Origin of the sequence: Aquisalimonas asiatica (assembly GCF_900110585.1) — a bacterium.
Classification (GTDB): domain Bacteria; phylum Pseudomonadota; class Gammaproteobacteria; order Nitrococcales; family Aquisalimonadaceae; genus Aquisalimonas; species Aquisalimonas asiatica.
The window spans coordinates 37,213-49,700 of the sequence record NZ_FOEG01000013.1; the positions used below are offsets into that span (position 1 = coordinate 37,213).

The 12,488-nt window shown below is 67.2% G+C and carries 12 protein-coding genes; 11 read left to right on the forward strand and 1 reads right to left on the reverse strand.

The window, feature by feature from the left end; all coding sequences use genetic code 11:
- Positions 1–263: 263 nt before the first annotated feature.
- Genes BMZ02_RS17425 through BMZ02_RS17445 form a run of 5 tightly spaced genes read left to right on the forward strand, consistent with a single transcriptional unit; the run spans position 264 to position 6,173 of the window.
- On the forward strand, positions 264–1,754 hold the full coding sequence (locus tag BMZ02_RS17425; protein WP_171909976.1) for a peptidoglycan DD-metalloendopeptidase family protein: 1,491 nt from the start codon (positions 264–266) through the stop codon (positions 1,752–1,754).
- Complete coding sequence (locus BMZ02_RS17430) at positions 1,751–2,692, forward strand: DMT family transporter (protein WP_091646198.1); 942 nt, start codon at positions 1,751–1,753, stop codon at positions 2,690–2,692. Before BMZ02_RS17425 ends, BMZ02_RS17430 begins: the two co-directional genes overlap by 4 nt.
- Before the next feature lie 48 nt (positions 2,693–2,740).
- The gene (locus BMZ02_RS17435; RefSeq protein ID WP_091646200.1) at positions 2,741–3,301 is read left to right on the forward strand and encodes a Slp family lipoprotein; all 561 of its coding nucleotides are present in this window, start codon (positions 2,741–2,743) and stop codon (positions 3,299–3,301) included.
- A gap of 23 nt (positions 3,302–3,324) precedes the next feature.
- On the forward strand, positions 3,325–3,828 hold the full coding sequence (locus BMZ02_RS17440) for a Slp family lipoprotein (protein ID WP_245754070.1): 504 nt from the start codon (positions 3,325–3,327) through the stop codon (positions 3,826–3,828).
- Between the two features lie 50 nt (positions 3,829–3,878).
- Complete coding sequence (locus tag BMZ02_RS17445; protein ID WP_091646204.1) at positions 3,879–6,173, forward strand: Tex family protein; 2,295 nt, start codon at positions 3,879–3,881, stop codon at positions 6,171–6,173.
- Between the two features lie 142 nt (positions 6,174–6,315).
- Here BMZ02_RS17445 and ilvA read toward each other — a convergent pair whose 3' ends face one another.
- Positions 6,316–8,061, reverse strand: coding sequence for a threonine ammonia-lyase, biosynthetic (ilvA, locus tag BMZ02_RS17450; RefSeq protein ID WP_342707952.1), 1,746 nt, complete (start codon positions 8,059–8,061; stop codon positions 6,316–6,318).
- Between the two features lie 50 nt (positions 8,062–8,111).
- On the opposite strand from ilvA, the gene rpiA reads away from it, so the two are divergent.
- The 6 genes from rpiA to BMZ02_RS17480 all read left to right on the forward strand — a co-directional run bounded on the left by rpiA (position 8,112) and on the right by BMZ02_RS17480 (position 12,399).
- Positions 8,112–8,774 carry a ribose-5-phosphate isomerase RpiA gene (gene rpiA / locus BMZ02_RS17455; protein ID WP_091646207.1) on the forward strand — a complete coding sequence of 221 codons (663 nt, stop codon included), beginning with the start codon at positions 8,112–8,114 and terminating at the stop codon, positions 8,772–8,774.
- Positions 8,775–8,984: 210 nt separating this feature from the next.
- Positions 8,985–9,215: a type II toxin-antitoxin system VapB family antitoxin gene (gene vapB, locus BMZ02_RS17460; protein ID WP_091646209.1), complete on the forward strand. Its 231-nt coding sequence runs from the start codon at positions 8,985–8,987 to the stop codon at positions 9,213–9,215.
- Positions 9,216–9,244: 29 nt separating this feature from the next.
- The gene (gene vapC / locus BMZ02_RS17465) at positions 9,245–9,640 is read left to right on the forward strand and encodes a type II toxin-antitoxin system tRNA(fMet)-specific endonuclease VapC (RefSeq protein WP_425425096.1); all 396 of its coding nucleotides are present in this window, start codon (positions 9,245–9,247) and stop codon (positions 9,638–9,640) included.
- Between the two features lie 21 nt (positions 9,641–9,661).
- Positions 9,662–9,862 (forward strand): DUF2905 domain-containing protein, encoded by a 201-nt coding sequence (locus BMZ02_RS17470; RefSeq protein WP_091646212.1) that lies wholly within the window; start codon positions 9,662–9,664, stop codon positions 9,860–9,862.
- Between the two features lie 580 nt (positions 9,863–10,442).
- Complete coding sequence (locus tag BMZ02_RS17475; protein WP_091646213.1) at positions 10,443–11,711, forward strand: porin; 1,269 nt, start codon at positions 10,443–10,445, stop codon at positions 11,709–11,711.
- A 70-nt stretch (positions 11,712–11,781) separates the two neighbouring features.
- Positions 11,782–12,399 carry an outer membrane protein gene (locus tag BMZ02_RS17480; protein ID WP_091646215.1) on the forward strand — a complete coding sequence of 206 codons (618 nt, stop codon included), beginning with the start codon at positions 11,782–11,784 and terminating at the stop codon, positions 12,397–12,399.
- Positions 12,400–12,488: the final 89 nt, after the last annotated feature.

Consider the following 12,488-nt stretch of genomic DNA (forward strand, 5'->3'; position numbering starts at 1 on the left):
ACGCGGTTGTCACCGGCAAATGACATGTCACCAAAAACCAACAATTTGAACAGCTTGGCGGACAAAGTCATTTGTGTTTATAAGGTACCTGCTATAAGGTAACAGTCATTGTGCGCGAGGGGCCTCATCGCTCATCGCGGATGCAGGGGGATAAGACGTTGGGGCATCGTCAGAATCAGTGGCTTGTGTATGAGGGCTCCTCGCCCAGACGCGGCCTGAAATGGTGGCTCCGCCCGATTCCGTTGGCCATTGGCGCGGTGGGTGTGAGCCTGATCACCACGGGCATGATCGGCTTCGGGAGTGGCGGTTCCGGTTCGGGAGCGTCCGGCGACACGGTGGCCGTGGAGCTGGGCATGCCGGGCACCCGGGTTGGCGACATGGTCGCGCAGCGGGCCCGCGGTAACGGCAGCCGCACCACCGCCGCCACCATGGACGACAGCCCGGCGGCAGTCTCCGATAACGGGGCGCCCGCGGATTCCGGCCCGTTGCGTGCCGCCAATGCCACGGCAGCCGACATGGATTCGGGCTGGGCCAACTACATCAACGCCAGCACCGGCAGCACCGACGCCAGCGACGATACCGCCGGGAGCGCGGCGGAGGCCGAAGCCGACCTGGAGGAACTGGCCGCGCCCCACGAAGGGCCGGAATGGGAGACCATCGAAGTCCGCTCCGGCGACTCCCTGGCCGCGATCTTCAGCCGCGCCGGCCTGTCCGCCGGCGAGCTTCACCGGCTCATCAACACCGACGACCGCACCGCGCAGCTCCAGCGCATCTACCCCGGTGACGAAATCCACTTCCACGTCGAAAGCGACGCCCTGCAGGGGCTGCGCTACGACATCGACGATGCCGACACGCTGGTCGTCGCCCGGGGTGACGACGGCTTTGACGTCAGCATCGAGAGCCGCGCCATCGAGACCCGGGTCAAGCACGCCAGCGGCACGGTCAACAGCTCCCTGTTCGTCGCCGGCCAGGACGCCGGGCTCAGCCACGGTCAGATCATGCGGCTGATGAACATCTTCAAGTGGCAGGTGGACTTCGGCCGGGACGTGCGCTCCGGCGACATGTTCTCGGTGGCGTACGAGTCCTACTACATCGACGACGAGCACGTGCGCGACGGCCCCATTCTCGCCGCCCGCTACGTCAACCGCGGCAACGCCATCGACGCCGTGCGCTACGAGGATCCGGACGGCAACCGCGGCTTCTACAACCCCGAAGGTGAAAACCTGCGCAAGGCGTTCATCCGCCGCCCGGTCGGCGATGCGCGCATCAGCTCCGGCTTCAACCCCAACCGCAAGCACCCGGTACTCGGGGTTCGCCGCCCGCACCTGGGCACCGACTTCGCCGCGCCGTCGGGCACGCCGATCCGCGCCGCCGGTGCCGGACGCGTGGTCCACGCCTCACGCAAGGGCGGCTACGGCCGCACGGTGATCATCGAGCACGCCGGCCGCTACCGCACGCTGTATGCGCACATGTCCGGCTACGCCAGCGGCATCAGCGTCGGCACCCGCGTGGAGCAGGGGCAGACCATCGGCTATGTCGGTGCCTCCGGGCTGGTCACCGGCGCGCATCTCCATTACGAGTTCATCAAGGACGGCGTCCACCGCAACCCCATGCGGGTGGATCTGCCCAGCGGCGACCCGGTTGCCAGCGAGCACATGGATGATTTCATCGCCCGCGCCGCCCCCCTGGTGGCACAGCTCGATGACATGCACGAGGAGCAGGAACAGCAGCTGGCGATGCGGGACGAGGAATGACCCTCTCGGGACGCGCCGCCCTGGTGCTGCTGGGGCTGGTGATCGTGCTCTGGGGGCTGAACTGGCCGGTGATGAAGGTCGGCCTCGAGTACATTCCGCCCCTGCTGTTTACCAGCATCCGCATGGTGCTCGGGTGCCTGTGCATGGTGTTCGCCGCCGCCGTCATGGGACAACTGCGCCGCCCCTACCGCGATGAGTGGACACTGGTCCTGAGCGTAGGGCTGATTCAGATGGCGCTGTTTCTCGGCCTGGTAACCATCGCCCTGCAGTACGTGCCTGCCGGCCGCTCCTCCATTCTCGCCTACACCACCTCGCTGTGGGTTCTGCCCATCGCCGCCATGACACTGGGCGAAACCCTTACCCGCCCGCGCCTGGCGGGATTCGCCCTGGGCATCGGCGGGGTCGCGGTGATGTTCAACCCGTTCGGTTTCGACTGGACCAACCCCGCGGTGGTCATCGGCAACGGCCTGCTGCTGCTCGCCGCCCTGTGCTGGGCCCTGCTGATCGTCTACGTGCGCGCCCAGCGTAACCAGGGTCCGCCGCTGACGCTGGCGCCGTGGCAGTTCGGTATCGCCGCGATCGTCCTGCTGCCCATTGCGCTGCTCGTCGAAGACGCCAGCACCGTGACGTGGTCGGATCCGGTCCTGCTGGGTGTTCTCTTCTACAACGGCCCGCTGGCCACGGCGTTCCCGTTCTGGGCGATCATCACCATCACCCGGGCACTGCCGGCGGTCACCACCTCCATCGGCAGCCTCGGCGTACCGGCGTTCGGCGTGGCGGCATCGGCCGTGCTGCTCGGTGAGGCGCTCACCGGCACCAACATCGTCGGGCTGCTGCTCATCGGTGCCGGTGTTGCAACGGTCACGCTGTCGGACCGCAACAGACGAAACGAACCCGACTCCGATTCCACGGTCTCAACAGAGAACCGGACGTTCTGACAGCGCATGGGGCGCTTCGGGTAACCGGTGTTACGAGGGCATGAGTCCATGGTCAGGATTGCTCTTCTGGGTCTGGCATGTCTGGGGCTGCTGCTGACCGCCTGCAGCACCACCCGGGACTCCATCCCGGACCCCGGTCGTGGCGCACCGACAATCAGCGATGTGCGCGCATCACCGGATCGGCACCAGGGCGAGACGATCCGCTGGGGCGGGTCCATCGCCGGCGTGGAGAACCGGCAGGACGTCACGCTGGTGGAGGTGGTGGGCCGCCCGCTGGACCGGAGCGGCCGGCCGCGCAGCGGCGACTCCAGTGAGGGGCGGTTTCTCGCGGTGATCGACGGCTTTCTCGATCCGGCGGTCTACGAGGAGGGCCGCCGCATCACCGTCAGCGGCACCGTGGACGGGGACGTGACCCGGGCCGTGGGCGAGCATGACTACCGCTACGTGCAGGTGCGTGCCACCGGGCATCACCTGTGGCCCGAGCCCCGGCCCGACCCCTACGCCCACGACCCCCGCTATTACCCGGGCCCCTACTACGGCCCCCGTTACGGGCCCTGGTACGACCCCTGGTATGATCCGTGGTACCCCCATCGCCGCGGTTTCCGATAGTGACTGTCAAGGTGAGGACGCCCATGCGCCGTACAGCGATGAAAACGCTCCCCGTGATCGCCGCCACGCTGCTGCTCACGGCCTGCGCCACCGGGCCGCAGTTCGACACCGACGGGGTCAACCGCGACCTGCAACCCAGGCAGGCAGCTTCCGATCAGGCACGTGACGAGCAGGTCCTCTGGGGCGGCACCATTCTGTCCGTGAAACCCCAGCAGGACACCACCCAGATTGAAGTCCTCGCGTACCCGCTGGACCGCGGCCACCAGCCGCGGATCGATCGCTCCTCCCAGGGGCGGTTCCTGATCATCGCCGACGGCTACCTGGAGCCCGCCGACTACGCCGAGGGGCGCCAGATCACGGTGCGCGGCCCGCTCGACGACGCCCGCACGGCCACCATCGGCGAGGCGGACTACACCTACGCGGTGGTGCGCGCCGACGACCTCCACCTGTGGCCCCGCCAGTCCAGCGGCCAGGCGCGTCAGGAGCCGCGCGTGAACTTCGGGATCGGCATCGGCATCATGCGGTGAGGGGCGTCTGCTATCATCCGGCCCCACATTCACTACCCTGACAAGACCCCATGGCCGATACCCTGACTCAACGGATTGCCGAGGAACTCGGCGTGCGCACCAACCAGGTCGACGCCGCCGTGCAACTGCTGGACGACGGCGCCACCGTGCCGTTCGTCGCCCGCTACCGCAAGGAGGCCACCGGCGGCCTGGACGACACCCAGCTGCGCCAGCTGGAAGAACGCCTGGGCTACCTGCGCGAGCTGGACGAGCGCCGCGACACCATCATCACCACCATCCGCGAGCAGGGGCAGCTCACCGACAGCCTGCACCAGGCCCTGCAGGCCGCCGACACCAAGCAGCGGCTGGAAGACCTCTACCTGCCCTACAAGAAAAAGCGCCGCACCAAGGGCCAGATCGCCCGCGAGGCCGGCCTGGAACCGTTGGCGCGGGCGCTGGTCAGCGACCCCTCCGTGGACCCGCAGGTCCGCGCCGCCGATTACGTCAACGCCGATGCCGGCGTGGCGGACGCTGACGCCGCCCTGGAGGGCGCCCGCGCCATCCTCGCCGAGGAAGCCGCCGAGGACCCGGACCTGGTCGCCGGGCTGCGCGAACACGCCTGGAACAAGGGCGTGCTGGTCTCCGAGGTCGCTCCCGGCCAGGAAGAGGTCGGCGCCAAGTTCAGCGACTACTTCGACTACCGGGAACCGCTCCGGGCCGTGCCCTCCCACCGGGCCCTGGCCCTGCTGCGCGGGCGCAAGGAGCGCATCCTGCGCCTCGCCATCGAGATCGACGGCGACCAGCCCGGCCCCTGCCACGACCGGGTCGCCGGCTATTACGGTTTCCGCCACCAGGGGCGCCCGGGGGACGACTGGCTGCAGGCACTGGTGCGCCACACCTGGCGGGTCAAGCTCTACACCCGCCTGGAGACGGACCTCATCGGCAGCCTGCGCGAGCGCGCCGAGACCGAGGCCATCCAGGTGTTCGGCCGCAACCTGCACGATCTGCTGCTGGCGCCGCCGGCGGGCAGCCGCTGCGTCATGGGCATCGACCCGGGCATCCGCACCGGCTGCAAGGTGGTGGTGGTGTCATCCACCGGCAAACTGCTGGACACCGCCACCATCTACCCCCTGCCACCGAAGAACGCCTGGGACCAGAGCATCCACACCCTGGCCCAGCTCATGGAGCGCCACGGCGTGGACATGGTGGCCGTGGGCAACGGCACCGGCTCCCGCGAGACCGAGCGGCTGGCGAAAGAGGTGGGCAAGCGTCACACCGAGCTGCGCGCCCAGGTGGTGATGGTCTCCGAGGCCGGCGCCTCGGTGTACTCCGCCTCGGAAGTGGCAGCGAAGGAGTTCCCGGAGCTGGACGTGAGCCTGCGCGGCGCCGTGTCCATCGCCCGCCGCCTGCAGGATCCGCTGGCGGAGCTGGTGAAGATCGACCCGAAGTCCATCGGCGTGGGGCAGTACCAGCACGACGTCAGCCAGACCCAGCTCGCCCGCACCCTGGATGCGGTGGTGGAAGACTGCGTCAACGCCGTGGGCGTGGACGTGAACACCGCCTCCGCACCGCTACTGGCCCGCGTCTCCGGGCTCAACACCACCCTGGCCGAGAACGTGGTGGCCCACCGGGACGCCAACGGCGCCTTCCCGGACCGCAAGGCCCTGCGCAAGGTGCCGCGCCTGGGTGACAAGACCTTCGAGCAGGCCGCCGGCTTTCTGCGCATCAACGGCGGCCCGCAACCCCTGGACCGCTCCGCCGTGCACCCGGAGGCCTACCCGCTGGTGGAGCGCATTCTCAAGGCCAACGGCCGCAGCCTGGACGACACCATCGGCGACAGCGCCTTCCTGGGCAAGCTGCGCCCGGCCGATTACGCCGACGAGCAGTTCGGCGAACCCACCGTGCGGGACATCCTCGCCGAGCTGGACAAGCCGGGCCGCGACCCGCGCCCGGAGTTCGTCACCGCCAACCTGCGCGACGACGTGGAAACCCTGGCGGACCTCAGGCCCGGCATGCAGCTGGAGGGGACCGTGAGCAACGTCACCAACTTCGGCGCCTTCGTGGACCTGGGCGTCCACCAGGACGGCCTGGTACACATCTCCGCCATGAGCACGCAGTTCATCCGCGATCCCCGCGAAGTGGTCAAGCCCGGCGACGTGGTGAAGATCAAGGTGCTCAGCGTGGACGAGCGGCGCAAGCGCATCGCACTCACCATGCGCCTGGACGACCCCCTGCCCGGTGACGAGCCGGCGGACAAGGCGCCGGCGAAGAAAGGCGGCGGCAAGGGCAAGCCACAACCGAAGGCCCAGGAGAAACCCGCCGAAGGCAGCCTCGCCGACGCGTTCCGGGCGGCGCAGAAGAAGTAGCGGCAGCGTGTCGGCGCGAAGTCGGGGCTGAAGCCCCTCCCACAAGAGCACCCTGGCAAGCCCCCGCGGTGGGGGCAACTTCAGTCGCGACGGCGACAACGTCCCGCTACTGCCCTGTGGGAGCGACTTCAGTCGCGACAGATCAACTCAGGAACAACGCATACGCCGGGTTGTCGGTCTCTTCCTCGTACCGGTAGCCGATGCCGTCCAGGAACTGATCGAACCGCTCGGCGTGCTCCGGCGGCACCTGGATGCCCACGAACACGCGCCCGTAGGCCGCGCCGTGGTTGCGGTAGTGGAACATGCTGATGTTGAACCGCCGCCCGAGCTGGTTGAGGAACTGCATCAGCGCCCCGGGCCGCTCCGGAAACTCGAACCGGAACACCCGCTCGTGCTCCACCAGATGCCCGTGGCCGCCCACCATGTGGCGCAGGTGGACCTTGGCCATCTCGTTATCGGTGAGATCCAGCACCGGATAGTCGTTCTCCTCCAGGTGGGCGACCAGGTCGTCCTTCTCGTGCAGGCCATCCTGCAGGCCCAGCCCCACGAACACGTGTGCCTGCCGGGGGTCGGAGAAACGGTAGTTGAACTCGGTGACCTGGCGCTTGCCGATGGCTTGGCAGAACTGCCGGAAACTGCCCGGCCGCTCGGGAATGGTCACCGCCAGCACCGCCTCCCGGTGCTCGCCCACCTCGGCGCGCTCGGCCACGTGACCGAGCCGGCTGAAGTTCATGTTCGCGCCGCTGTTGATGGCCACCAGGCTCTCGCCCTCGACGCCGGTGGTCTCCACGTACTTCTTCAGGCCGGCCACCGCCAGCGCCCCGGCCGGCTCGTTGATGGTGCGGGTATCATCGAAGATGTCGCGGATGCCGGCGCAGATCTCGTCGGTGGTCACCAGCACCACGTCGTCGATGTGCTTGCGCAGCACGCGGAAGGTCTCCTTGCCGATCTGGCGCACGGCCACGCCGTCGGCGAACAGCCCCACCTGTTCGAGCTGCACCCGCTTGTTGGCCTTGAGCGCCGCGTGCAGCGTGGGTGCGTCTTCCGGCTCCACGCCGATCACCTTCACGTCCGGGCGCAGCTGCTTCACATAGGTGGCAACCCCCGCCGCCAGCCCGCCGCCACCCACGGGCACGAAGATGGCGTGCAGCTTCTGCGGGTGCTGGTGCAGGATCTCCATGCCCACGGTGCCCTGACCGGCGATGATGTCCGGCGCGTCGTAGGGCGGAATCCAGGTCATGCCGCGCTCATCCATGAGTTTGGTGGCGTGGGCGGCGGCCTCGTCGTAGCTGTCGCCATGGAGGATGACCTTGCCACCCAGGCGCCGGGCCGCGTTCACCTTGATGCTCGGCGTGGTGCGCGGCATGACGATCACGCCCTTGATGCCCAGCTTCCGCGACGCCAGCGCCACGCCCTGGGCGTGGTTGCCGGCGGAGGCGCAGATCACCCCCTTGGCCTTGGCCTCGTCCGGCAGCCGGGAGATCATGTTGTAGGCCCCACGCAGCTTGAACGAGAACACCGGCTGCAGGTCCTCGCGCTTCATGAGCACGCGGTTGTTGAGCCGCCCGGAGAGCGTCGGCGCATGATCCAGCGGCGAGTTGATCGCCACGTCGTAAACGCAGGCAGTCAGAATGCGTTCCAGATAGGCCTGGGTCATCGGGTATCCATTATTGCAGCGCGTGTGTGCGTGGACGGTGGGTTGGCATTGGTCGCGGCTTGCGCCGCTCCTACACAGTCGTGTCAAGGCCTGTAGGAGCGGCGCAAGTCGCGACCAATAACAACGCCTGGCCGCATAAGCGTAGGGTGGACCTTCAGGTCCACCGAGAAAAACCGCGCTCAGTCTACCCCCCGCGCCCACCGCAGCAAAAGCCACCACCCTCCTGAACACCCCGCCGCCCGTGTCATACTATCGGTTTGACCAGATGACGGAGCCAGACCATGTCCGCAGATGCAGGCAAGCGCCAGGCCGCCGAGGCGGCGATGACGTACATCGACAACGGCAGCATCATCGGCGTGGGCACCGGCTCGACGGTCAACGTGTTCATCGAATGCCTGGCCCGCGACCCGGGTCGCATCCGCGCGGCGGTGTCCAGCTCCGAGGCATCCACCCGGCTGCTGGAGGATGCCGGCATCGAGGTCATGGACCTCAACCACGCCGGCCCGCTGGATCTCTACGTGGACGGCGCCGACGAGTCCAACCGCCACCTGTCGCTGATCAAGGGGGGTGGTGGCGCGCTCACGCGGGAGAAAATCATCGCCGGCGCCAGCCGCCGGTTCGTGTGCATCGCCGACGACAGCAAGCTGGTGGGCACCCTGGGCGCCTTCCCGCTGCCGGTGGAGGTGATCCCCATGGCGCGCAGCTTCGTGGCCCGGGAGATCGTCAAACGCATCGGCGGCCAGCCGGAGCTGCGGGAACGGTTCACCACCGACAACGGCAACGTCATCCTGGACGTGCGCAACCTGGAGATCGCCGAGCCGGTGAAGTTCGAGCGCACCCTCAACGACATCCCCGGCGTGGTCACCAACGGCCTGTTCGCCCTCCGCGGCGCGGACGTGCTCCTGCTCGGTGGAGCGGACGGGGTGCAGACGCTGGAAGCGTGACAGAGCGGTGGGAGCGCCTTCGTGTCGGACCTGAAGGTCCGACCTACGGGGGCTACGGGGGCCGGAACCCGCCCATCACGGCGCAGGCACCCATAGGGTGGACCTTCAGGTCCACCACCCCACACAGCACCTCACCGCCTGGCATCTACCATTGACATATACACCTCCTGCCGCAATACTCGAATTGCGATCAGTAGAGGCGATAGCACCATGGCCGAAGCAAGCATCTTCAAGAACAACCGCAACCAGGCTGTTCGGTTGCCGCAGGACATGGCGTTGCCGGAGCATGTCAGGCGGGTCCGGATATTCCGCATCGGCAACGCCCGGCTGATCGCGCCTGCGGGGACCGAGTGGGATGACTTCTTCGATGGCCCTGCCGTGACCAACGACTTCATGGCTGAGCGTGACCAGCCGCCCGCACAGGAACGCGACACCCTGTAACCCACCCGCAAGCGAGGGAACGCTGCGTGCTGCGTTACCTGCTCGACACCAATATCTGCATCTACGTGATCAAGCACCGACCCGCCCAGGCCCGGGAGCGATTCAACCAACACGGCCCACACCTGTGCACCTCCAGCGTCGTCGCCGCGGAGCTCTATTACGGCGCGGCGCGCTCGGGGCGACCGGAGCACAACCTCCTGCAGGTCGAGTCGTTCCTTGCGCGGCTTGATATCCTGCCCTTTGACGAGAACGCGGCCGGTCACTACGGAGAGATTCGCGCCGACCTCGCCCGGGCCGGCACGCCCATTGGCCCCTACGATCTCATGATCGCCGCCCACGCGCGCAGCCGGGGGCTCACCGTGGTGACCAACAACGAAAGCGAATTCACGCGGGTACCGGGACTTCTGGTGGAGAACTGGGTGTAACGATTCACCCCGGAGGCGACCATGCAACGCACCCTCATCACCATCGGCCTTGTCGCCCTCGCCGTCGGCCTGCTCTGGCCCTGGATCTCGAAACTCGGCCTCGGCCGCCTGCCCGGCGACATCATCATCGAACGCGACGGCGGCACCTTCTACTTCCCCATCACCACCTGCATCGTCATCAGCGTGGCGGTGAGCCTGGTGTTCTGGTTGTTCCGGCGGTGAGCGTTGTGTGCCGGGGATGCCGGACCTGAAGGTCCGGCCTACATGGATCAAGGGCGGCACCCGTAGGGTGGACCTTCAGGTCCACCACCCCGCCCGCATACTGCATCGCACCACAACCCGCACTCGACGCGGCGGCTGACGTCGCTATACTGCGACGGTAATAACAAACAACCGTGCACGGCCAACAACAATAACGGCGCGGGAGCAAAGTACCGGGGAGAAGCACCATTTTCGTTCCAGCCGCATGGCCACTGACTAACCCCTGAAGATCTCTCGCGCTGCCGATGGCGGCTCGCCGTCGTTACGTCGTGCCGAGACAGCCGGTGCTGTTGTGCGTCCACAACACACACTTAAAGTAATTTCTCAGGTTTGTTGATTACGCCGAACTATTGTAGTAAATAGATCAGTGTGTATTATGAAAGCACCACCGGGCGAAAAACGTTGCACTGATACAACATCGTCCGAAGCGGTTCCGGGTGGAGACACCCACCGGACCTAGTGGGGGGTCCGGCGGCGGCGGGATCAGCCGGCGACGAACCCACGGCAGTACCACACTAAAAATCTCAAGGGGAATGCATCCATGAAAAAGGTAACCTCAGCTCTGGCTCTCGCCGCCCTGGTCGGCAGCCCCGCTGCCTTCGCCATCGACGTAAACTTTGGCGGTGACGCTGACTTCGGCGTGTACGGCACCCGCGACGGCGCTTCCAACAACCTCGGCACTGGCGCCGAACAGCGCATCCGCCTGGCCACCTCCGTGGAAACTGACGGCGGCGTTGAAGTCCACGCCCGCCTGAACCTGTTCAACGACCGTTGGACCGGTGACAACAGCGGCGTCTCCACCCAGGACGACACCCCGTACAGCCTGCGTGATCACCGCAACGTCGAGCTGGACTACGGCTACGTCTCCATGCGCACGGCCCTCGGCCAGCTCAACATCGGCCGCCAGCAGGCCAACTGGAACAACAACTTCACCACCTCCGACGACCGGCGTGACCGCGTCTCCCTGGTGACGCCCCTGGGCGGTGGCCACACCATGATCACCGTCTACGACCGGCGGCAGGATGCCACGACCCAGTCGCTGGACAATCCACCGGTTGAGGGCTCCGACTCCGACCGCCAGCTGGACGGCCACCTTGGCTTCTTCGCCTTCATCGGGCCGCTGGCCGAGAATGTCAGCTACGGTCTGCTGCTCGCCCAGTTCGAAGCTGGCGGCAGCGGCGCGACGACGGAAGGTGAGATCGACGGCGAGGCAGCTGATCTCGGCTACGGCCCGCGCGGCGCCACCCTGATCGCTCCTTACGTCGAAGGTGAGGCGGGCGACCTGGACTACCGGATCGGCGGCCACTACTTCGGCAACGGCCACGGCCCCGCCTTCAACGAGGACTCGTTCGGGATCTACGCCCAGTCCGGCTTCCAGCTGACCCCCGAGTTCAAGATGGAAGGTCAGGTCATGTACGCCGACGGCGGCACCCTGGTTGCCGGCGGTTACGACAGCTACTCCAGCCTGATCCACAACAGCCCGGACCACGACCTGACGGCAACGCGGATCGCTGGCCTGGACATGGGCGGCCTCGGCAACACCGACCAGGAAGACGACAGTGTGACCCTGATCGCCACCCGGGGTACCTACGAGATGATGGACTGGACCTTCATGGGCGCCCTGGGCTGGGTCAACTACGACCGCCCGAGCGAGGACGTTGACGAGGACGTGGTCTTCGCCGACCTCCAGGCCCATTACCAGCTGACGGAGTCCACCACGGTCTACGGCACCTTCGGGTACGCGGACACCGAGGACTTCCTTGGCAACAACAGCCATGCGTCCAGCCTGAACGTCAGCGTCCAGTTCTGAGTTGAACCGGACAGCTTGACTATACTGAAAGGGCGCCTCCGGGCGCCCTTTTTTTCGGAGGGCCCCGCCCATGACTCGCCGTTTACCGGCCATTGCCACAGCCGTCGCGCTACTCGCCTGGGGTGCCGCCCCGGCGTTCGCGTGGGATGGCGGTTATGCCGGGCTGGGCATGGGCTACGGCAGCAGCGTGGTGGAGACGGATGGCCGCTTCGGCGGCGACAGCCTCGGGCTGGATCTCGGCGCCTCAGGCGCCCTGCTCACCGGTTACGGCGGCTACGGCTGGAGCCGCGGCGGGCTCTACCTGGGCGGCGAGGCCAACTACGGCCTGAGCGCACTCAGTGGGAGCATGCGGCTGAATGACAGCCGGCTGGATGTGGACACCCGCGAAGGCTGGGGCTTCACCGGCGTCATGGGCGGCCTGCTGAATCAGGACACCCTGCTCTACGGCCGCGCCGGCTATCAGCAACGCAAGTACGACCTCAGCCTGCCCGGCTTCCGCGAACAGGACTGGCTGGACGGGCTGCGCATCGGCGCCGGGGCGGAGTTCCGTGTCTCGGGCCACTCCAGTATCCGCTTCGAGTACAACCAGGTATGGTACGGCGAGGAGCGCGCCGGCAGCGGCGGCAACGCCGTGGATTACCAGCCCCGGGAGCGCTGGTTCGAGGCCGGTGGCGTGCTGCGCTTCTGACCCCCGCCGGCGCCTGCAACACACCGCCATTGCCAGCGGCGGCAGGGTTTCCTATGCTGCCTGCTTCCGCTGTTCAACCCTGCATGGAG

Bases quoted from the DNA above. Each gene is read 5' to 3' on its own strand.
- BMZ02_RS17475 (WP_091646213.1), top strand. From the start codon at position 10,443: ATGAAAAAGGTAACCTCAGCTCTGGCTCTCGCCGCCCTGGTCGGCAGC.
- rpiA (WP_091646207.1), top strand. From the start codon at position 8,112: ATGTCCGCAGATGCAGGCAAGCGCCAGGCCGCCGAGGCGGCGATGACG.
- BMZ02_RS17480 (WP_091646215.1), top strand. From the start codon at position 11,782: ATGACTCGCCGTTTACCGGCCATTGCCACAGCCGTCGCGCTACTCGCC.
- BMZ02_RS17435 (WP_091646200.1), top strand. From the start codon at position 2,741: ATGGTCAGGATTGCTCTTCTGGGTCTGGCATGTCTGGGGCTGCTGCTG.
- BMZ02_RS17445 (WP_091646204.1), top strand. From the start codon at position 3,879: ATGGCCGATACCCTGACTCAACGGATTGCCGAGGAACTCGGCGTGCGC.
- BMZ02_RS17470 (WP_091646212.1), top strand. From the start codon at position 9,662: ATGCAACGCACCCTCATCACCATCGGCCTTGTCGCCCTCGCCGTCGGC.
- BMZ02_RS17440 (WP_245754070.1), top strand. From the start codon at position 3,325: ATGCGCCGTACAGCGATGAAAACGCTCCCCGTGATCGCCGCCACGCTG.
- BMZ02_RS17430 (WP_091646198.1), top strand. From the start codon at position 1,751: ATGACCCTCTCGGGACGCGCCGCCCTGGTGCTGCTGGGGCTGGTGATC.
- vapB (WP_091646209.1), top strand. From the start codon at position 8,985: ATGGCCGAAGCAAGCATCTTCAAGAACAACCGCAACCAGGCTGTTCGG.